General features: G+C 49.3%; 21 protein-coding genes. 10 read left to right on the plus strand and 11 right to left on the minus strand.

Annotated elements, in window-relative coordinates:
* Positions 1-48: 48 nt before the first annotated feature.
* Complete coding sequence (locus tag ACYVC2_RS03270; RefSeq protein WP_461100846.1) at positions 49-906, minus strand: sugar phosphate isomerase/epimerase family protein; 858 nt, start codon at positions 904-906, stop codon at positions 49-51.
* Between the two features lie 157 nt (positions 907-1,063).
* Between ACYVC2_RS03270 and ACYVC2_RS03275 the strand changes: the two genes are divergently transcribed.
* The 9 genes from ACYVC2_RS03275 to ACYVC2_RS03315 all read left to right on the plus strand — a co-directional run bounded on the left by ACYVC2_RS03275 (position 1,064) and on the right by ACYVC2_RS03315 (position 8,364).
* Positions 1,064-1,618, plus strand: coding sequence for an RNA polymerase sigma factor (locus ACYVC2_RS03275; protein WP_461100847.1), 555 nt, complete (start codon positions 1,064-1,066; stop codon positions 1,616-1,618).
* 15 nt (positions 1,619-1,633) lie between these two features.
* On the plus strand, positions 1,634-3,247 hold the full coding sequence (locus tag ACYVC2_RS03280; protein ID WP_461100848.1) for an anti-sigma factor: 1,614 nt from the start codon (positions 1,634-1,636) through the stop codon (positions 3,245-3,247).
* 107 nt (positions 3,248-3,354) lie between these two features.
* Positions 3,355-4,599: a serpin family protein gene (locus ACYVC2_RS03285; protein WP_461100849.1), complete on the plus strand. Its 1,245-nt coding sequence runs from the start codon at positions 3,355-3,357 to the stop codon at positions 4,597-4,599.
* Complete coding sequence (locus ACYVC2_RS03290; RefSeq protein ID WP_461100850.1) at positions 4,599-5,039, plus strand: META domain-containing protein; 441 nt, start codon at positions 4,599-4,601, stop codon at positions 5,037-5,039. The genes ACYVC2_RS03285 and ACYVC2_RS03290 overlap by 1 nt, the downstream gene beginning before the upstream one ends.
* A gap of 3 nt (positions 5,040-5,042) precedes the next feature.
* Complete coding sequence (locus ACYVC2_RS03295) at positions 5,043-5,501, plus strand: META domain-containing protein (protein WP_461100851.1); 459 nt, start codon at positions 5,043-5,045, stop codon at positions 5,499-5,501.
* A gap of 2 nt (positions 5,502-5,503) precedes the next feature.
* Positions 5,504-5,935, plus strand: coding sequence for a hypothetical protein (locus ACYVC2_RS03300; protein ID WP_461100852.1), 432 nt, complete (start codon positions 5,504-5,506; stop codon positions 5,933-5,935).
* A gap of 130 nt (positions 5,936-6,065) precedes the next feature.
* Positions 6,066-7,352: an LVIVD repeat-containing protein gene (locus ACYVC2_RS03305; protein ID WP_461100853.1), complete on the plus strand. Its 1,287-nt coding sequence runs from the start codon at positions 6,066-6,068 to the stop codon at positions 7,350-7,352.
* Positions 7,353-7,359: 7 nt separating this feature from the next.
* Entirely contained in the window at positions 7,360-7,938 is a 579-nt protein-coding gene (locus ACYVC2_RS03310) for a hypothetical protein (protein WP_461100854.1), read from the plus strand.
* Between the two features lie 255 nt (positions 7,939-8,193).
* Positions 8,194-8,364: a hypothetical protein gene (locus ACYVC2_RS03315; RefSeq protein ID WP_461100855.1), complete on the plus strand. Its 171-nt coding sequence runs from the start codon at positions 8,194-8,196 to the stop codon at positions 8,362-8,364.
* A gap of 83 nt (positions 8,365-8,447) precedes the next feature.
* On the opposite strand, the gene typA is transcribed toward ACYVC2_RS03315, so the two are convergent.
* Together typA and ACYVC2_RS03325 are read right to left on the minus strand one after the other, a co-directional pair.
* Entirely contained in the window at positions 8,448-10,262 is a 1,815-nt protein-coding gene (gene typA, locus ACYVC2_RS03320; protein ID WP_461100856.1) for a translational GTPase TypA, read from the minus strand.
* A 229-nt stretch (positions 10,263-10,491) separates the two neighbouring features.
* The gene (locus ACYVC2_RS03325) at positions 10,492-10,698 is read right to left on the minus strand and encodes a hypothetical protein (protein ID WP_461100857.1); all 207 of its coding nucleotides are present in this window, start codon (positions 10,696-10,698) and stop codon (positions 10,492-10,494) included.
* A gap of 85 nt (positions 10,699-10,783) precedes the next feature.
* Here ACYVC2_RS03325 and ACYVC2_RS03330 point away from each other — a divergent pair, with 85 nt between their 5' ends.
* On the plus strand, positions 10,784-11,197 hold the full coding sequence (locus ACYVC2_RS03330) for a gamma-glutamylcyclotransferase family protein (RefSeq protein ID WP_461100858.1): 414 nt from the start codon (positions 10,784-10,786) through the stop codon (positions 11,195-11,197).
* Between the two features lie 81 nt (positions 11,198-11,278).
* Here ACYVC2_RS03330 and ACYVC2_RS03335 read toward each other — a convergent pair whose 3' ends face one another.
* From ACYVC2_RS03335 to ACYVC2_RS03370, 8 genes are all read right to left on the minus strand, one after another.
* Positions 11,279-11,575, minus strand: coding sequence for a hypothetical protein (locus tag ACYVC2_RS03335; RefSeq protein WP_461100859.1), 297 nt, complete (start codon positions 11,573-11,575; stop codon positions 11,279-11,281).
* Positions 11,576-11,656: 81 nt separating this feature from the next.
* On the minus strand, positions 11,657-12,079 hold the full coding sequence (locus tag ACYVC2_RS03340; RefSeq protein ID WP_461100860.1) for a hypothetical protein: 423 nt from the start codon (positions 12,077-12,079) through the stop codon (positions 11,657-11,659).
* A 149-nt stretch (positions 12,080-12,228) separates the two neighbouring features.
* Positions 12,229-13,089 (minus strand): dienelactone hydrolase family protein, encoded by an 861-nt coding sequence (locus tag ACYVC2_RS03345; RefSeq protein WP_461100861.1) that lies wholly within the window; start codon positions 13,087-13,089, stop codon positions 12,229-12,231.
* A 150-nt stretch (positions 13,090-13,239) separates the two neighbouring features.
* Complete coding sequence (locus ACYVC2_RS03350; RefSeq protein WP_461100862.1) at positions 13,240-14,520, minus strand: metallophosphoesterase; 1,281 nt, start codon at positions 14,518-14,520, stop codon at positions 13,240-13,242.
* A 138-nt stretch (positions 14,521-14,658) separates the two neighbouring features.
* Positions 14,659-18,093: an efflux RND transporter permease subunit gene (locus tag ACYVC2_RS03355; protein ID WP_461100863.1), complete on the minus strand. Its 3,435-nt coding sequence runs from the start codon at positions 18,091-18,093 to the stop codon at positions 14,659-14,661.
* Positions 18,094-18,212: 119 nt separating this feature from the next.
* Positions 18,213-19,340, minus strand: coding sequence for an efflux RND transporter periplasmic adaptor subunit (locus ACYVC2_RS03360; protein ID WP_461100864.1), 1,128 nt, complete (start codon positions 19,338-19,340; stop codon positions 18,213-18,215).
* Positions 19,341-19,440: 100 nt separating this feature from the next.
* Positions 19,441-20,820 (minus strand): TolC family protein, encoded by a 1,380-nt coding sequence (locus tag ACYVC2_RS03365; protein ID WP_461100865.1) that lies wholly within the window; start codon positions 20,818-20,820, stop codon positions 19,441-19,443.
* Positions 20,810-21,421: a TetR/AcrR family transcriptional regulator gene (locus tag ACYVC2_RS03370; protein WP_461100866.1), complete on the minus strand. Its 612-nt coding sequence runs from the start codon at positions 21,419-21,421 to the stop codon at positions 20,810-20,812. The genes ACYVC2_RS03365 and ACYVC2_RS03370 overlap by 11 nt, the downstream gene beginning before the upstream one ends.
* Between the last annotated feature and the right edge of the window lie 157 nt (positions 21,422-21,578).

Below are 21,578 nucleotides of genomic sequence, written 5' to 3' on the forward strand. Positions count from 1 at the left end.
TTTCACATTCAGTGGTACAGAACTGATGACCGAGCCTCTGTGCCCGCATCAACTAAATAGCGATCGTACGGTCTTATTATTTTCCTGGTAGCTTTCCAGTATGGGTTTACCTTTCGGAACGGCTCCTTCCATGTGCAGCCAGCCCGAATAGCCAATGTGGTCCAGCACCTGCCTGACTTTCTTCAGATCAACGTTGCCCTGACCCAGCAGGTGGCCGTTTTCTTTCAGGTGAACTTCGCAGATACGGTCTTTTCCGAGGTCACGCAGTTCCCTGAAAATGTCGTAGCCTCTGTCGGTCGAATTGCAGACGTCGTAATAAACCTGGACAGCTGGCGACCCGACGGCATCCAGTATAGCCAGTAGCTCAGGGGCTGACAGCCAAGATTCGATACCCAGCACGACACCGGCCTTTTCGGCTTTCGGCGCCACTGCTTTCAGTTTATCTATGACGACCTGCCTGCCGTGTGGATCATCGCGCAGATCGTTTTTCGAGAAAAAAGCCAGGAGAACATTTTTGACCTTCAGTGCCTGAGCGACATCGATACTATCCTGCACCCACTGGTCGGTACGCGGATCTGATTTATACGGAATTTCGTTCAGTAAACCAATGGCTAACCCACCGATCGCAACGCCCGACTGGCGGGCCGCTTCGCGGTAGGCTTTTTGCACGTCGGGTCGCCGAAGGTGTTCCTGATCCGACAGGGTGTTCAGGCTAACCTGAATGCCATCCAGGCCGATCTGTTTGGCTACTGCGAAGGCGTGTATGTCGCCGGCAGGCCCTATCGACCAGTCGCAGGCGCCAATTTTGAAGCGCGCTTCAGTCATAGCCAGCCAGTTGAAGTCTGCCTTCGTGAGTGCAGTTAGACCAATACCCAATGAAGACCGAAGTGCGTTCCGACGATTCATGTAACTTCTTAGCTAAACCACCAAAGGTACGTAGCAATGAGGCATCGAACATTAATTATTCTTAGACCCTTTATACTTTTGGAAAGAAAACGAATTTTTTTCAGTTGACTTCCAACCGTTTGCTTCTAAAGCAGATCATTAGGGCATCAGCGTTGATATGCAGGATGAATACGCATTAGTAGAAGGATGCCGAAGGCAGGACCGGATTGTGCAGCGACAGCTTTATGAGCGGTTTGCCGGAAAGCTCTTTGTCGTTTGCAAACGATACATAAAAGACCCCGACGAAGCCGAAGATGTTCTACAGGATGCGTTCGTAAAAATATACCGGAACATCGATTCATTTCGCTTTGAATGCCCTCTGGAAGCCTGGCTGAAGCGAATCGTGATCAATACAGCCCTTAAACAGCTTCGTAAACAGAAACCCTGGGAAAACATAGGCGACGTACAGGACCTGGCTCCTGTTCTGCCACAGGCCGACGAAAGCTTACCGACACTGAACTACAAATACTTACTCCAGCTAATTCAGGAATTGCCGCCCGGTTGTCGAACCGTGTTTAACCTCTATGCAATCGAAGGGTATAACCATCCGGAGATTGCCGAGATGCTCGACATCGCCGAGGGCACTTCTAAATCACAATACGCACGAGCACGTATGCTTTTGCAGCAAAAATTACAATCCGATGGGCGCCCGGCACAGGGACACCCTCTATGAAGAAACAGTAAGAAAATGGATGAGTTAGAAAAAAATATTCCAGACGATTTCTGGCGAAAGACATTCGACGAATCCGCCGAAATGCCGCCTTCTCGGGTCTGGGACGCCATCGAGCGGGAATTAGATGAGGCCAATGGGCCTAAGATTCTTCCACTCTGGGGTTCGGGGCTAGCTTCGTCGCGACCATTTATCTGGGGAACCGGCGTAGCAGCAGCGCTGGCGCTGCTCTTCGTCGGCTGGTGGGCTATCGACACCCCAGTTATCAATCATGGCAGAGCTGTTGCTCAGACTCATGTATCCGGAAAAGGAAATAATCCGGAAAATGTAGGCTCAAACGCAGCCACATCCACTGTTCAGGCCAATACCAACGGCCAGCGGCAAACAAACGACGTTAATGTATCTGGCACTGCATCAGCGGAAAAACCCGCTACGCTATTGGCGGGTTCGGCTAGTTCGACAGTAGACCGGACTGGTATGCACTCAAAAGGGGAAGCAATGGCTCAGAGCATGAAACCATCAGCTCAACAGCGCTACTCGCTTCGCAGACTTGCCACAGCAACATCCGGTACTTCTACTTCCTCCTTATCGGATCGACCGGCGACAGCTACGCTAGCGCTACTACCACCCGATAACCGCATGGCAGCTGCATCGTACACCTCGAGTAGTTCATTCGGCGAAAGTAGCCCATCGGCCAGCGCGGTATCAGCTGTTTATAAAGAACTGCTCCGAAAACCAATCCGGATGCGTTCGCCCGGACCAATTCAGCGAATCGTGTGGTATCGACCGGCCGACTTAGACCGGCAGCCAGAGATGTCGAAAGAATCGCACAAAAAGCGGGAAATGTGGGCTTCGGCCAGCGTGATGCCGGGGGCTTTCAATCCGATGGTTTCAGTGCCTGCAATGCAGACCAGCTATGCGAATACACTGGTCGCCAATACGACTAGCCGAAACTCGTCGTCCGTAAATAGTCGGGGCAGCTTTTCCGTCGCTTATCAGGCTGGCGCAGGAGTTCAGTTGACCGAGCGCTGGTCGCTCGAGTCAGGGATTGGCTATCTGGCAGGCCACTCGACTGTTGAAACGCCCGCTCAGTCGGCAGTAACTAGTCTGATTCAGGGCGCCGGGGCCGATCGGGGTACAGCGAATAACCTCTATGCCGATGCGCTGAAGAACAGTTCTTCCAGTAATCTGGCCAACTACGATCCACGAGCCAGTGCCGCAACGCCGAGCAACAATTACGCTTATCTTACCCAGGGTAACAACGCCAACCAGAGCCTGCAAACCCTGACGAACGATTATCAGTATGTGCAGGTACCCATCCAGGTTGGGTATCAGTTACGGCCCCGGAAGCGGCTGAGTCTGGCGGTATTGGGCGGCTTACTAACGAATATTTTCGTACGCAATACTGTCGGTACAGATTTAGTCGTGACAGCACAGGATGGCGTTTACCGGCCGGTTTCGCTGGCCGCTTCGATGGGGGCTCGGTTCCGGTATCGGCCATCGGGCCGATGGTCGGCTTCACTGGCTGGTTTATACCAACCTTCCCTGGAGGTTGGTACGCAGTCGAATTCGCAGGTACAGACTCGCCCAACCTCAACCGGTATGAGCTTTGGCGTCGATTATCATTTTTAGGCTAGACTGACTCTAAAAGGCGCGGCAACAAGTTATAATTGACAAAAGACCATGATTCGACTTTTACTCGTATAAACGTGTTTTGCTTATTTTATTCGAGGAATGTTATGAAAACGACCCTTTTTTCGATCTTAACGACAATTACAGCCGGTGTTTTACTGACCGCCGTTAGCTGTAAGAATTCGGACTCGATACCCGATCCGGAACCGGGTACAAGCGGAGACCTGCGCGTATCGGCACCTTTTGCCGATCAGACCTCACAGTTTGCGTTCGACGTAACGAAGCGTGTTACAACGCAGGAAGGTCAGGACAAAAACGTTTTTATCTCTCCACTCAGCCTGCACATTGCGCTGGGGATGATTATGAACGGAGCCAACGGCGCAACGGCGCAGGAAATTCAGAAGACGCTGAAGTTAGATGCTCAAACGCTGGCGGAGGCTAACCAGACGTACCAGAATCTAATGGAGAACTTGCCGGGTGTCGATCCGAAAGTGACGCTGAATCTGGCCAATTCGGTTTGGTATCGCAACACGTTCACCGTTGCCACTTCCTTTCAGGATTTGCTGAAGCAGACGTTTAAAGCAGATGTATCGGCCGAGAATTTCAACGACCCAGCCACAGTCGGTAAAATCAACGCCTGGGCTAGTGCAAAGACCAATGGCAAAATTCCGAAAGTGATCGATCAGATTCAGCCGGACAATGTTCTGTTTCTGCTGAATGCCCTATATTTCAAAGGCAGCTGGAAAACTCAGTTCGATCCAGCCAAAACGGTCGACGCGCCTTTCAAGCTGGTGTCGGGTGGTACGACAAACGTACGAATGATGCGCCTGAATGCGAACCTGAAGCGTGCTTATCGCTCTACTTATCAGGCAATCGAGCTGCCCTATGGTTCCGACAAATTCTCGATGACGGTGCTGCTTCCGAGCGAAACGACCACTGCAGATGCACTGATCAACGGACTGACCAGTGCCGAATGGGCCCAGTTGCAGAAAGACATGACGCTGAGTAATGTTGATTTTGGGCTACCCAAGTTCACGCTGACGTACGAAATCCTACTCAACAAAGCACTGAGCGATATGGGCATGCCAACGGCCTTTACCGACCGCGCTGATTTCAGCAAAATAAGTACTCAGACTGGCTTAACGCTTAGCTTTGTAAAGCAAAATACATTTGTGGCGATAGACGAGCAGGGTACCGAAGCCGCTGCTGTTACAACGGGGGGCGTCTCGACTACTTCCATGCCACAAGCAACCCTGTGCGATCGGCCTTTTGTGTTCGTGATTCACGAAAAAACGACCGGAACCATTTTGTTTGTTGGTAAAATTGCGGATCCGGGCAAAACAAGTAATTAATGAAAACGCGGCTCTTTCTTACAGCAGCAGTGGTGATATTGTTGGCAGGGTGCAAACCAGAATCGAACGTCGAACCAATCGATGTCTACGACTTACTCGGTGAATGGCTCTTAGTTCAGCCAGACAAATACCCTGTTACCCTGCATATTGAGCCCATAGTTCAAACCTGGGAAAAATTACCAGTTCAGGTGTTTAGCTTGTCAGGTATATCTGCTGTAAATCAGTATAGTTCGTCGCTTAGCTACGTGGCCCGCAATCAGCGTTCAATTAGTATAGGTTCAATTTCTGGTACATACCGAGCCGGAACAGCGGAGGCCGCGCAGTTTGATGAAGACTATTATAACAATCTTAAAACCGTGACTCGTTACGAATTGACGGAGAATAACCGATTGCAGCTTTATTACAATGGCGGGGTGCTGATTTACACAAAAACCAACTGAGTCATGCAACGACGCAACATCATAGAATTTATTATCGGTTCGCTTCTGCTGGTATTCCTGACGCAGTGTGGCAAAAAAGAAGACACGGTTCTGGCGCCGAATATAGCTCCGCTAGTGGGCACATGGCAGCTTACTGAACCAGATTCGGCTTACACTGTCACGCTGGTACTGGCGCTGGACACCGATAATCCTCCGCACGATGTCACCCCGTTTATTGCCAGTGGCGTGTCGTCTATCAATGAATACGGAGCCCGCATGTTTGCGGTTCTGGACGGTACGATGACGTTTGATCAGCTTAGCAGTACTAAAAAAGCGGGGCCAACGCAGGCAATGACGTATGAACAAACCTATTTCAACAACCTAAGAGCAGTTGTCCGGTACGAATTACCCACAGCAACGCAACTCCGGTTGCATTATGGCGGGGAGAAGCCAGGGACCCTGATTTATAAAAAGATAAAATGAGTATGAAAGTCGTAATCGCTTTTCTTTTCATGCTTGGCATAGGAATCGGCTTCTCCTGCTCACAGAAAAATTCCAGCGTTGCGCCGATCGATTCGCAGGTGGTTGGCCAGTGGAAGCTGATTCGTATCGTCAACGGGTTCGCCCAGATCAACCAAACACCTGAAGCCGCCGGTTATTCCGAAACGCTGGATTATAAGGCAGACGGAACGTATTTGCGCGTTACGACCAGACAGAGCGGCCAGCAGGAAGAAAATGGTACGTTTTACACAGGCCCCAATCCTACCCAGACGGGCGAGAAGCAGGCCATTCTTTATCCGGAGGATAAAACGACCCAGCCTTATTCCTTCCACGATGGTCATTTATTTCTTTACCAGCGTGGTCGTCAGGAAGGGACCATCGCCGATGGGTCTACCTTCGAATATCAACGACAATAATTGCCCTTTTTGTGTAAGATCAGGATTGCCCGGCCGTAATCAGGACAGCCGGGCAATTTTATTTCTCCTCATTTCCAACGCTTTCAATTCAGTTGGACTCTTATTCATATGATTTCAACTCCTATACCTTATGAAAGCAAATATTCTACTTTCTGTTCTCTTTGTGGCCAATCTTATCCTGACCGGCTGTACGGATAATTGCAAAGAGACACGCACCTATCGGAAATACACGTCCGTAAACTTTACCGCCAACCAGCTCAGACTGGGTGTTCAGGCAGAACCGGCTCAGCCGCTGGTCAATCCCGGAAAAATATACGCGAAAGACCAGTTTCTGTTTATCAATGAGCTGAAACAGGGGATCCATATCATCGATAACCGTAATCCGTCGGCTCCCAAACCCGTTGCGTTTATCCGAATACCGGGCAACGGTGATATCGCCATTCGGAACAATATTCTGTATGCCGATAGCTACATGGACCTGATTGCCTTCGACATTAGCAACCCTCAATCGGTCAAAGCAGTCAATCGGGTACAGAACGTGTTTCCGAACGGCTCGTTTGAGGGCGGCTGGTGGAGCTATGATGCCACCAACCAGATGATTTATGACCAGAAGGTCAGTTATGTAACGGAGACTGTTCAAACCAACTGTGATGAAGGAACACCTGTCAACCCAGTTGGTTGGGCTTTGGCGAGTACTCAGTTCAATTCTGTTGCATCGGGCGCAGATGGTACCTCGAAAACCAATGGCGTGGCCGGTTCAATGGCGCGGTTTGCCCTTTACGACAACTACCTATACACGGTTAGCCAGTCGACCATGCAGTTGTTCAATATAAAAAACCCAGCTGATCCGAAAATCGGTAATCAGATTCAGATGGGATGGGGTATCGAGACCATTTTTCCGTACAAAGACAAGCTGTTTATTGGCTCGCAGGCGGGTATGTACATCTACGATAACGCAAACCCCGAAAACCCCGTGCGGTTGTCTGTTTTCCAGCACGCGCGGGTGTGCGATCCGGTCGTAGTGAATGACAACACGGCCTACGTGACCCTGCGTTCCGGAAACCAGTGTGGTGGGTTTACGAATCAACTGGATGTGGTGGATATTACAGACGTCGTCAATCCGCGATTGCTGAAAAGTTACCCCATGCGAAACCCACACGGTTTGGGCGTAGCTTATCCGAATCTGTTTATCTGTGAAGGTGCTTATGGGCTTAAATCCTTCGATATCAGCGATCCGATGAACATCGACCGTAACCTGCTGGATTATATCGAAGACCTGAACGCTTTTGATGTCATTCCTCTGGAAAAGACATTACTCCTGATTGGCAAAGATGGGTTTTATCAGTTCGATGCCAGCAATCCTCGCCAGCTACGCCAGTTGAGCCGAATACCTGTCAGTCGTCCAAGCTATTACTGATCTGAATATGAAAGGACTACTTTTTCTGATCGGTATGGGCTTAGGTATCAGTACAGCGCAGGCCCAGTTTGAACCCTGGAAACCGATGTACGTAAACTATACCGAGGTGGGTGGCTTATTCGGGCGGGTAGCTTCCGGAACGACAGCTGCTCAGACGGTTGAAAACAAACTTAGTTTTACGGCTCAGACCTTCAACGGCGCCCAGGTAACGCAGCGGCTGGCAGTAGGCGGGTTAATTGGAATCGACTGGTATAAAGCCGCGCAGCTGCTGCCAATTGGCGCTGGTATCCGGTTCGATCTGGCCCGGCCAAATCGTAATGTTCGGTTGCTGGCTATAGCCGATGGGGGCTACGGTTTTGCCTGGATCAATAAAAGCTCTACCGGTTACGAGGTCAGTGGGGGATGGATGGTCAATCCGGGAATTGCTTTGCGGATAGGCCGACCGTCATCCTCGGCGTTTATTATGTCGCTGAGTTATAAACGCCAGCTGGTAGATGTTCAGAAACCTATTTTTGGAAACGATATTCAGCGTGATGAGCATCGGATTTATAATCGCCTGGCCGTACGAATCGGCGTCAGTTTTTAACGGTTGGTCGAAAAAGCCGTTTTTCTGAGGCCGAAGTCAAAACCTTCAACCGTATTTTTTGTTCTACAGAGTGAATTACGCAGGCATGAAAACAAGACCCTATGTAACCACGCTGTACTTTCTACGTCTTTTATGTACGAGTCAATTTATTTATCGATCGCCGTAGAATAATTTATGAGAAGGTATTGGTTAGGAAGGTCTTACCTTAGCACCACTATCGTCACACCCCTGCAATCGAAAGTTAGTCTTAACATTATGAAAAGGATCATCATGGTCATTTTGGGCACGCTTCTGTTCATAGCTGGCTACAGCTATACCCGTCGTCAGGCAGAATACGCAGCCACACAAAGCGCATTGACCAAGCCCGCTTATGCAAAAGCCCCCGTCGTGCTTCCCTTGAAAGCACTGCCAACGTTTGCATTCTAAACGAGTAATCGACACGAACTAAGTTTAAATAAAGCAAAAGCCCCGTTGAGCGTCAACGGGGCTTTTGCTTTATTTAAACTTAGTTATGCCATGACAAACTTACTCTGGTTGCGTTTGCGTTCGTTTTCGTCCAGATAAATCTTACGAATCCGCATCGATTTAGGCGTTACTTCGAGGTATTCATCTTTCTGAATGTACTCCATCGACTCTTCGAGCGAGAACGAGATTTTCGGCGCAATCTTAACGTTGTTATCCGAACCAGAAGCTCGCATGTTAGTCAATTGCTTTGCCGTCTGCACATTCACCACGATGTCGTTCTGACGGTTGTGTTCACCAATTACCTGGCCGGTATAAATCTCATCACCTGGCTCAATGAAGAACACACCCCGGTCCTGAAGTTTATCGATCGAGTAAGCCGTAGCCACACCACTGGTCATCGATATCAATGAGCCGTTGATCCGCTCTGGAATTGGCCCTTTAAACGCCTGGTATTCTTTGAACCGGTGGCTCATTACAGCTTCACCGAAGGTGGCTGTCAGAACGTTTGATCGTAGACCAATCAGCCCACGCGACGGAATTTCGAACTCCAGGTGCTGTAGGTCGCCTTTGGGTTCCATAATCAACAGCTCACCTTTGCGCTGGGTAGCCAGTTCAATTACTTTTCCGGCAGTTTCTTCCGGCACGTCTACTACGAGCGTTTCTACCGGCTCGAGTTTCTGACCGTTTTCATCTTCCTTATACAGTACCTGTGGCTGACCAACCTGCAATTCATACCCTTCCCGACGCATCGTTTCGATTAATACGGAGAGGTGGAGTATTCCCCGGCCATAGACCAGGAAGCGGTCTTCGCTATCGGTATTTTCAACGCGCAGGGCAAGGTTCTTTTCAATTTCTTTATACAACCGATCACGCAGGTGACGCGAAGTCACGAACTTCCCTTCTTTACCGAAGAATGGCGAGTTATTGATCGTAAACAGCATGTTCATCGTCGGTTCATCGACCGCGATACGCTCGATTGCTTCAGGAGCGTCGTAATCGGTCAGCGTATCGCCGATTTCGAAATCCTCCAGACCAGTTACTGCGCAGATATCACCGCACTGAACTTCGGCAACCTTCTGTTTACCCAGCCCTTCGAACGTATGCAGTTCTTTGATCCGTACGCGTTTCAGCGAACCATCGGACTTAACCAGCCCCATGCTAACACCTTCTTTCAGGGTTCCGCGGTGCACCCGCCCGATAGCTATCCGACCCACAAAGGCCGAATAATCCAGCGAGGTAATCTGCATTTGCGGCAACCCTTCGTTGATTGGCGCAGCGGGTATGCTCTCTACAATCGTGTCGAGCAGATACGTAATGTTATCCGTCGGTTTCTTCCAGTCGGGACCCATCCAGCCTTGTTTCGACGAACCGTATACGGTCGGAAAATCCAGCTGATCTTCAGTGGCACCAAGGTTGAACATCAGGTCGAAAACCTGCTCATGAACTTCGTCCGGGCGGCAGTTCTCTTTATCGACCTTGTTGATGATCACAATCGGTTTGAGGCCAAGCTGAAGTGCTTTGCTCAGTACAAAACGCGTTTGCGGCATCGCTCCTTCAAACGCATCGACCAGCAGGCAAACCCCGTCTGCCATTTTCAGCACGCGCTCAACTTCACCGCCAAAGTCACTGTGGCCTGGTGTGTCGATGATGTTGATTTTAACATCTTTGTAACGAACCGATACGTTTTTCGAAACGATCGTGATTCCCCGTTCCCGTTCGAGATCGTTGTTGTCCAGAATCAGGTCGCCGAATTCCTGATTCTCCCGAAAGAGTTTTGACGCATGAATAATTTTGTCAACCAGGGTCGTTTTGCCGTGGTCGACGTGGGCGATGATAGCTATATTGCGAATTGATTGCATACGAGTCTGGACCCGAATTTTTATGATTATTTTGACCGACTATAATGTATTCGAATTACTTTTTTAAAAAGCTAATCGGAGTAATCAGAATAAGTAGATAATTCCTGGTCAATTTTTTCGCAAAGGTACGAAATTTTACGCTGAAACACAGATTTTTACAACTAATAAAACGAAAAAAGGCCCAAAAGAGGGCCTGGTTATCGTATTAATACAATTTCTTAACAATTGCTTAATGATTCGGGCAACCACAGGGGTTTTTCTTGCGAAAAAGTCCTGTGTTGAATAAACCACCTCGCTTTGGTTTATACCCTTTTCGCTTGCGGCCAAAGATGGATGTTTCGGTGGTTGTTCTGGCCGAAAAAGCCATCGTTTCCAAGGGCACCTCAATCAGCAGGAGAGATGCAGCGACGAGCAGAATAACTTTTGTCTTTTTCATGATCACAACCTGATTTACTCTTTAACGCATAAATAGCGCTGTTAGTGAGACTGAAGTTAAAGATTTTTAGTTCAAAAGAAACATAATGATCGATTCTGACCACCTGTTTGTTTACGGCACGCTACGGCCTCCCTTCGAGAACGCATTTGCCCAGTATTTACACCGGCATAGCCAGTATGTTGGTGAAGGCAGATTTTCTGGTCAGCTTTACGATTTAGGCAATTATCCAGGTGCTATTTATCAGCCAGAGGCTTACACCAGTGTCGTGGGCACTATTTACGCCATTCATCAGCACAAGTGGTCATTGCTTGCTTATCTAGACGAATATGAAGGCATTGGCCCCCAGTTTCCGCAGCCCACCGAATACCTTCGATTCATTCTACCTATCGATTGGAATGGCCAGGAAGTCAGTTGCTGGACTTATCTGTATAATTTGGAAATAACTGGCCGGTGTCTGATCGAATCGGGAGATTATGTAAACTACACAGGCCGTCAATAACCGCCTGCGTCTGACATTCATTAAACAAAAGTACCGGCATGACGTCATGCCGGTACCTGATTTATTGGCTATACTGAAAATCTACCTTGGACCACGTGAACGGCCACCTCCATTGAAACCGCCACCGTAACCACCGCGAGCGCTTGGGCTGCCTCCTCTGTAGCGGGGAGCAGGGGTGTAATAGCGTGGACGAGCCACGACAACCGGTGGACGATAATACGGGCGATAATAGCCGTAGGGAGCGTAGCCATAACCATATCCGTAATAGGGGCGAGGAGCGTAGCCCACGCCTGTACTTACATAAGCAGGACCGCAACTAGCCATTACAACGACCAGAAGAATGGCCGTCAGCAGAGGCATCACTTTTATCGTTTTCATAGTATTCATCGAGATTTATTTGTTGAATCACTCACTTCTATCACCCTTAACAGGCTTTATCTGAAATAGGTTGTCCGTTACTTACCATCGACGCCAGCCCCCGCCTATGCGACCACCCCGGTGACCGTATCCGTAACCGTAGTTATAAGGTCGAATGACAACAGGAGGACCCACTACAACCGGAGGAGGAGTGACGATAACCCGTGGAGGAACAACGACTACCGGCGGCTGTACCGGATAGGGTTGGCCATAGGGGCCATAGCCATAATAACCTCCATTCGGATAAGCTTGTCCATAGCCATTAGGATAAGGCCTGCCATAGCCATTCGGATAGGGTTGGTTCGGATAAGCCTGTCCGTATCCATTCGGATAAGCCGGGCTATAACCATTTCCGTTTGGGTAAGCTGGTCCGTATCCACTACCCGGTCCATACTGCGCGAAACTAACCGTAGCTGCACCGAATAACAGGCCAGTTAGTATGCCAATCCATCTATTCGTTTTCATCGTTGTAGTGAGTTTTCGCTCGTTTTGTCAGTTAGACAACTGATCAACTACTACGTTTAATCAAAACGTCCAGACAGGCGTTAAAGTTTAATTAAAAGCCTGACCATGAGAACATAGTCAGGCTTTTGCAAACGATTTCCAGCTAGAGTTTAAGCGTTCAGTTTATTCTTCAGATAGCCTAAAGCGAGTTTATAGGCATCCTCGGTAGCGGTTTTGTTATATACCGGGTTGCTGGGGTTAGCGAATCCATGACCGGCATCGTACATTTTCACAGTCGCCTTTTTACCCGCTTTCTGCATATTCTCCTCAAAAGCTTTCACATCTTCCGGCTTGATGCCCTTATCCTGACTACCGAAAAAGCCCAGCACGTCCGTATTGAGGGTTTTCAGCTTTTCAACATCCTGCTCCGGCCGACCGTAGTACATGACGCATCCTTTGGCTTTCTGGCCTTCCAGTAGAGCCGACTGGAGCGACAGCATACCACCAAAACACCAGCCCACACTGGCAAATTCAGCCTTGGGACCCGCGTAGGCAATCGCCCCTTTCATGATGCTGCTCAGCCGATCTTTACTGGCCGCCTGCATCAGTTTTCCCGCTTCGGCAGGTTCGGTAGCGACTTTTCCATCGTACATATCGACGGCCAGTACATTTACATCTTTCAGGTCATTATAGAAAGTTTCGGCCTCCTTTTTTATGTTGTCGTTCAGACCCCACCACTCCTGATAAACCAGCAGCCATTTATCCGATGGTTTCTTTGCTTTCAGTAAAAAGCCGTTGGCCTGCTGACCATCGGGGGTCGAAAACTTAATCATCTCACCAGCGCCCACGTAGGTAAAGGGTAGGGGCGCCGGATGCAGCCGCTGAAACGCCGGGTCAGCCGCCAGGGCGGCCATATCGTTGGCAGGTCCGTGGCAAAGCGGAATCTTGGTTTCTTCGGCCTTTTGGACTGGGTACAGGTAGTACCATAGCGACATAAAAAAAGAGAGTCCGGTAATAAACGTGATTTTCATACGTGTTTGCTAGTTAGTTGTAGTCGATTCGGTAACTGACTGATTTAGATTTTAGTTAAATGACGAATGGGTAAATCGTTAGCAATCTGCGAACAATTTACCCATTTGTTATATCCAACAGCAAATCTGTAGACTGTTTTAATAAGCTTTTCAGGCTTTTACGAGTTCGAAAATGGTAATTTCCGGTAAGATGCCTACCCGGCCGGGATAGCCGATATAGCCGTAGCCACGGTTTACATACAGACGCTGATCACCCTCCTGATATAAACCAGCCCACTGCTTGTAGAAATACTGGGCCGGACTCCAGCGCACATCGCCAACTTCGACCCCGAACTGTGCTCCATGAGTATGCCCACTGAACGTAACATCGATGTCGCCGTATTTGGGTCGGACTTCAGCATCCCAGTGGGTAGGGTCGTGGGAGAGAAGAAGCTTTACCGGATAATCTTCAGCGCCCCGGTACGCTTTAGCCAGATTGCCAGCTCGCAAGGCGGCCGGGCCAAAGCCGAGATTCTGTACACCGATCAGCGCAATTTTGTCTCCGCCCTGTTCGAGAATCTTATTCTCATCCATCATAATATTCCAGCCCATTTGCTTATGGGCGGCTACCACATTCAGCACATTCTGGCGCTCTGCCTGTGCACTTGGCCATTGCACGTACTTGCCATAATCGTGGTTACCTAAGGTCGAGTAAACACCCAAAGGAGCTTTCACTTTGTTGAACACATCGATATAGCTGTTTACTTCTTCGGCATGACTGTTGACCAGATCGCCAGTGAAAAAGACCATATCGGGTTTCTGACCAAGCAGCATCTCTACTCCACCTTTTACCGCCGTTTTATTAAAAAAACTACCCGAATGAATGTCCGAAATTTGGGCGATCGTCATGCCATTGAAACCCGACGGCAGGTTTTTCAGCGGTAGCTTGATCCGACGGATGCGGTAATCATGGGCGCCCGAGAGTATACCCCAGGTAAAGCCAACCAACGGAACAGTACCGACGACTAACGCCGTTTTCATCAGGAAATCCGATCGGGAAATCGAGTCTGTAGCGGGCATACTCGTGCGGGTCGTGTCTTCTACGGCTTCGCGCACCTCCGGTTTGTAGAATAAGGAGACGATCCAGCGAAAAAACCGGCCAATGTCATCGATCAGGATAATAAGGACGGCAAAAATTTTCGAGAAGTAAGGAATGGCAATAGCTGCCCAGAGAAACGTACGGGTATTCCGGCTGATGGAGTCAGGGGGCATCAGTTGCATAACCACATACAACAGCAGTGACAAGGCCGTAAAGCCCCAGAAAAGGAGGGCAATTGTTCGCTGGGTACTTTCGGTAGCGGTTCGACTTAGGGTTTTGATAGCCTGAAAAACATACCAGTCGATCAGCAGCAAAATAGCGGGCAGAATGAAAAACAGTACAGTACGGTTCATTATGAATAATGCAGAACGTAGGAACCAAAGAAACTGGATAACAGCGGAATTGTAGAAAAAGTTAGGAAGCAAAATGGGTAATTAGGCTGTCTGACGATCAACTTAATTACCCATTTGTATCAATTACCGGATTTATAACTAGACCAGCTCTTCTTCAAGTTCTTCCTTGGGTTCGAGTGCCGGGTCTTTCTTGCCGAACCACTTCATCCGAATCCGCTCGTTCACCCAGTACATACAAGGCACGACAACGAGTGTCAGTACGGTCGAGAAGGTAAGCCCGAAGATGATCGTCCAGGCCAGGATGTTCCAGAATACCGAACTGTCACCCCCGATGACTATGTGCGGATCGAAGTCGCGGAAAAGGCCTACGAAGTCGACGGTAATCCCGAATGCCAGCGGAATCAGACCCAGTACAGCGGCTGAAGCCGTCAGCAATACCGGCGTCAGACGAATACCACCCGCTTCGATAATGGCTTCGCGCAGCGGTACACCCCGACCACGCAGCTCCTCAATGAATTCGATCAGCAGAATCCCGTTCTTCACCACAATACCGGCTAGAGCGATGATACCGATACCCGACATAATGATCGAGAAGGTTTTTCCGGCAATGACAAAGCCCAGCAGTACTCCAATCAGGGAGAACAGGATGGTAACGAAGATAATCATCGGTTTCACAACCGAGTTGAACTGCGTCGCCATAATCAGGTAAATCAGCAGCATGGCGATCCCAAACGCCGATACCAGGAAGTCCATCGACTCCTTCTGATCTTCCTGCTCACCACCCATTTTGACCGTGTATCCGTTCGGAACCTCGATATCCTTAATCAGTTCTTGGATCTGCGCTACAATCTCATTGGCGTTGTAACCTGGTATTACGTCGGAACTGATCGTAACGAGCCGCTCCTGATTTTTGCGGTTGATCTGGCTGAACGTGGTCGAATAACTGATGTTCGCCACCGACGTAATGGGCACCTGCCGCAGTTGACCGCCCATGACCATGTCGCGGTAAACAACATTCAGACTCAGTAGTCGGTCGATCTGGCTCCGGTCATCCTGTTTCAAACGAACCATAATCGGATATTCATCTTTGGCATCCCGGAATTTCGACACTTCCAGCCCAAACAAAGCGGTCCGGATCGCCATGGCAACCTGCCCAGATGAAATGCCTTCCCGTTCAGCTTTATCCCGGTCGATATCGACCACAATTTCGGGTTTGTTGGTGATCAAGTCAGATTTCAACTGGTCGATGCCCTGAATACCGGCCTGGTTTACTTTCTGCATGACCTGTTTTTCCAGCTTTTTCAGCTCGTTAAACTCTTCACCCGCAATTTCAATGGCAATCGGCTTACCCGTCGGCGGGCCGTTGGATTCGCGCTCAACCGAAATCTCGCTGCCGGCTAGACCACGCATCGCTACCCGAACCTTCGCTAGCAAAGAATCCGTCGATATACCCTCGCGCTCTTCATTGCCTTTGAAAGCTACCGTCACTTTGGATTTTTGCGGTGTTGCCGACCGATCCGGATTTTGTGGATCACCCGCGTTTTTACCGACGTTCGAAATGACCGAGTTGACGATATTTGTAGCCTTGTTGTCCTCAAGAACTTTGAAAACCCGTTTCTCGATTACCCGGGTAACCGAATCCGTCACTCGTGCATCGGTGCCGACCGGCATGACATTATAGATATATACGTAATCTGGCTCACCACTCGGGAAGAACACTACTTTGGGCTTGGCAATACCAACGATAAAGAACGTCAGAATAAGCAGACCGAAAGCGGCCACAATAGAAATCACTGGACGCCAGCCCGTCAATACCCACGAAATTAACCGCCGATAGCCATTCTTCAGACCGGGCAACAGCCGCTCCTGGAACGGTACGATCAGCTTCGGCGTCAGTACGTAGTGGTTGAACACATACAGAATGATGAACAGCACAAACAGGTTGCCGATACCCCGGTCGATGACGTAACCGATACCGGCCAGCACCGTCATGATCATCAGCGGACGTCTAATCTCAGCGAATGTCTGACGGTCGGCATGATTATCGTCTTCGTGGCGTTTCATGAAGGTGACCGCAAAGACGGGGTTGATGATGTAGGCAACAAACAGCGAGGCAAACAGCGTCAGGATGAGCGTAAGGGGCAGAAACTTCATGAACTCACCTACGATACCGGGCCAGAACAGGAGCGGGAAGAACGGCGCGATGGTCGTAAGCGTTCCCGATAGTACCGGTACGAATACCTCACCGGCAGCTGCTTTTACGGCCTGTCTGATATTCCAGTTTTTATTCTCGTTGAACAGGCGGTGCGAGTTTTCGATAACCACAATGGCATCGTCTACCACCAGACCCAGGCCCAGCAGGAATGCAAACAATACCATGATATTCAGCGTAAACGACGTACCGACGACGGGTCCCAGTACCGGCATCATCACAAACGCGACCAGTGCCGACAGTGGTACGGATAAGCCGACGAAAATGGCATCGCGAACGCCCATGAAGAACATCAGCACTAGTACCACGAAGATGAAGCCCAGGACAACCGTATTGATGAGGTCATTGACGTTTTCGCGGGTCCGCTCCGACTGATCGGCGGTGATTTTCACCTCCAGACCTTCCGGAAAACGCGACTCCTTATACTCATCGATGGTTTTCTCGATCCGGTCGGCCGCAGAGATCAGGTTGGCGCCCGCGCGTTTGATTACGTTCAGCGTAACAACCGACTTGTTGTTCAGCCGGGCAAAATCCTGCTGTTCTTCAAAATTATCGCGTACCTCAGCAATATCGCCCAGCCGAACGGTGGCACCCGTTGCGGTACGGATCTGCATATTCTGGATTTGGGAAACTTCGGTGAATTCACCTTTTACCCGTACCGTCCGACGAACACCATCGAGGCTCAGTTCACCACCCGATACGTTGATGTTTTCCCCCTGAATGGACTGCTGAATATCGCTGAAAGCCAGCCCGGCCGACTGCATACGCGGCAAATCGACGTTGATCTGAATTTCACGAACCAGCGCACCAATGATGTCTACACGCCGGATTTCAGGCATTCCTTCTATGACATCCTGTAAATCTTCCGCGTACTCTTTCAATTGCTTGAGCGAGAAATTCCCGGCCATGTTGATGTTCATGATCGGCACCTCCGAAATGTCGACATCCTGGGCGGTCGGTCCTGAATCCAGTTTCTGAGGCAGGTCGGGTTTGGCTTTGTCGATAGCATCCCGAACGCGCTGCAGAGCTTCTGCCGACTGCACATCCGGATTAAACTCGACCAGAATAACCGATACGTCCTGCAACGCATTCGATTTGATGCGCTTGACGCCCGAAACAGATTTCAGCTGCTTCTCGATCTGCTTATTGATCGTGTTCTCGATATCAGCCGGAGCCGTACCCACATATACGGTATTGATGTATACCTGTGGAATTTTAATATCGGGAAACTGCTCCTTCGGCAGATTATTATACACGAACAGCCCGCCCAGTGTTATCAGGAAGGTGAAAATGTAAATCGCCGTCCGGTTTTCAACGCACCAGTTGGTAAATCCGAGGGTTTTATACTGTTCAAATTTCATAATGAAATAGGTTTTCGTTTTGTAGAGACGCCAGGTATGGCGTCTCCTATGCGTCGGCTAAAACCGTCAAGCTGTTGAGCCATTCGGTCGTTAGACGCCATCCCTGGCGTCGCTACACATTAAAAGTTTATCGGCTGTCCATCAACCAGATCCTGATAACCAGCCGTTACAATCTGGTCGCCAGACTGTAACCCCTGCGTCACCTCGATCTGACCACCGTAGGCCTGACCCGTCTTCACCGTTTTTGCTTTCGCTATTTTCTTACCGCCTTCGTTAACGGCCACATAAACGAGTTTGCCATTTTCAGTATCCTGAATCAGATTCTGGTTGATCACGATGGCGTTTGCCTGGGTCTGGTCGTTTATTCGGATACGAGCCAGCATGTTCGGTTTCAAGGCATTGTCAGACGGCAGTGGCGCTTCGATCGTGAAGGTCCGGCTTAGCGGATCGACCATCGTTGCAACAAACGAGATCCGGGAGTTGAGCTTCTTGTTAATATCCGGAAACTCAACCGTGATGGCATCACCTTTCCGAACGCTACCCGAGTACGTATCCGATACTTTTGCGACCGCTTTCAGTTGCGACAGGTTCACGACCCGAACCAGACCGGCACCCGGCATGGCCGACTGACCGATCTTGACATTGACCTGATCGACAACCCCCGAAATAGGGGAGGTTACCGTCGACTGGCTCAGTTGTGCGTCCAGCGTCGACAGTCGGCGCTCCAGCGATTCCTTGTTGTTTTTCGCCTGTAGATACTGAATTTCGGTACCGATCTGTTGCTTCCAGAGATTGGCCTGCTTTTCATATACCGTGTTGGCCAGGGAAAGCTGGGTTTTCACTTCGGCTATCGATTCGCGCAATAACTGGTCATCGACCTTCGCAATGGGCTGTCCCGCCCGCACCTGATCACCCTCTTTCACGTATACAGCCGTAACCACACCACCCGATTTGGGCGATACCTGTACGTTGTTTTTTGCGTCGATGGTACCTTGCAATTCTACGAAATGCTTGAAGGTAGAAGCCGCCAGTGGGGCTACAGTCACTTCTTTTACGCGCGTTTCGTCCGTCTTTTTCGGATCGAGTTTTGCGACATCCGCTTCCAGCGCTTTAATCTTTGTGGTCAGTTCGGTCTGCTGCGATTTTAACTCGGCGAGTTCATCGCGTTTACTTTGCAGGTCTGACTTTTTCTCCTGCGAGCAGGCAGCTAGCAAGCTCGCGAGGGCAATGATGTAGTATGGTTTCATATGCTTGGAGTGCTGAACAATGTAAAAGCACAGAAAATGATTGAGCCTGGGCTCAGTTGTGATAATTGTTCGTTTTACATTGTCCACTATTCATTAAAAATTACTGGCCTGTGTAAAGTTTTCCATTGGCTTTGTCGGCATCGACCTTCGTTTGCAGGAAGTTATAGAGTGAAACGAAGTAATTATTCTGGGCCTGCCGATAAGAGTTCTCAGCATCCAGCACTTCGATATTCGAGCCAACACCTTCCTGATACTTAATTTTCGTCACCCTTGCTACTTCCTGCGCCAGTTCGACGTTGCGTTTCTGGGTCCGAAGCGTTTGCAGGCTATTACCAATAGTAATCGTTGCCTGACGAATCTGTAGATCGATGGTGTTTTTCAGTAACAGGCTGCTATTCTGGGCTTTCTGCAATGCAAATCGCTTCTGCTGTGACTGGTATTTCTTCTGGAATCCATCGAAAACCGGGACCGACAGGTTAATGCCAATGATGGCTGAGTTAAACCAGGGTGAAGCAAATAAATCACTAAACTTATTCCTACCCGTGTTATAACCGTAGTTACCGATAGCCGACAGCCGGGGATAATACTGCTTGGCGATACTCTGAACGTCCAGATCGGCCAGTTGAATCTGCGACTGCAACGTCGAGAATTCAATACGCTGGGTATAATCAAATTCAGCAACTGCCTGCGCATTGGCCCGCTCAACAGAGTCGAGGTCGATATCCTGAATCTGCTCTGTCAGCGTAATGTTGTCGTTGATACCCAGGCCCATCTGAAATTTGAGCAGGTAATAACTTAGATCTACCAGATTTTTGACGTTCTGACGCTCCGCTTTCAAATTGTTTACCTGTACTTCCAGCCGACTCACATCGATTTTTTCGGCAAATCCCTGCCGGTTCAATTCCTGCGTATTGCGGAACAGCGTATCGACCCGGGCAATATTCAGGTCGAGTAGTTTAATCTGTTGCTCATTGACCAATACGCCGTAATAGGCTTTGGCAACCTGCTCCGCCACCGTAATTTTCGACGCTGTTATATTCTTCTGAGCCAGTTGACGGTACGTTTCAGCCGCCTTCAACCCTAACCGATACGAAGCATCGAACAGGAGTTGACTTAAGTTTCCGGCCAGGCTACCCGCATAATTTACGCCAAATTGAACCGGGCGGGGCGGATCGCTTTCCGAGGCTTTCGGATCGAAAAATACAGCTGGCAGAAAAACCCGCTGGATAATTAGGTTGTCTGTTACCTGGCCCGCTACCGTTACCTGTGGCAAAGCCGTTCCTCTTACTTCCTGAATCCGGGATTCGGCGCTCAAGGCATCCAGTGCTGTGTTCTTGACGTTAATGTTGTTTTCGACGGCAAACTTGATCGCTTCGTTTAGCGAGAACTCCTGTCGGTTCTGAGCCAGCAGCGTACTGGTGCTTCCCACGAGGGTGAGCAGCCAGATGATTACTGACCTTTTTAGTAGATCAAACTTCATGGTTGTACTGATTAACATACTGATTGTAAATGGTGAAGCCTTTCTCCGTCAGCATACCCCGCACGTAATGATTGATCAGTTCAGTCTGAACTTCGCGCATGGAATACTGCTCGCTCGGAAAAATATCGTTGTTGAAGGTGAGCTCGATCTGTTCAACCCAGAGCCGGGCTAAAATAGCCGGATTCATGTCGGATCTGTACAGACCCTGCTCAACACCTTTTTGTATATTTTCAAGAATAGATTTCAAAATTTCATCTTCTTTATATTGCTTGAAAAGGGCAAAAGCCTGTGGATAATGCCGCTTTACGTCCATCAGCAGATTTGGGCTAACCTGGTCGGCATGCTTCTGAATCAGAGATAGTACGTGCATAATTTCTTCCACCGGATTATCAGCTTCGACCGCCATACAGGTCATTTCGGTCTGATCCTTAGTGATTTTACCCTGAATAACCTGGGATAAGATTTGTTCTTTATCAATAAAATGTTGATAAATCGTTTTCTTAGAAATACCAAGTTGTTTAGCAATATCTTCCATCGTTACGGATCGGACTCCGTATTTCCAAAACAGTCGTTCAGCCTCCGACAAGATTCTTTCCTTCATCAAAAAATAGAACTTTTGCTGGGTGAACTTCGGAAACTCAAATATAGTTCGCAGTTTCCAGCTTAATTTCATTTTAATGATGAACGGCCTAAAAACTGGTGCGAAACAACCCAAAAGCCCGACGAACCTGGAGGTCTGTCGGGCTTTTGGGCACAGG

The sequence above is a fragment of the Spirosoma koreense genome, from assembly GCF_054777875.1.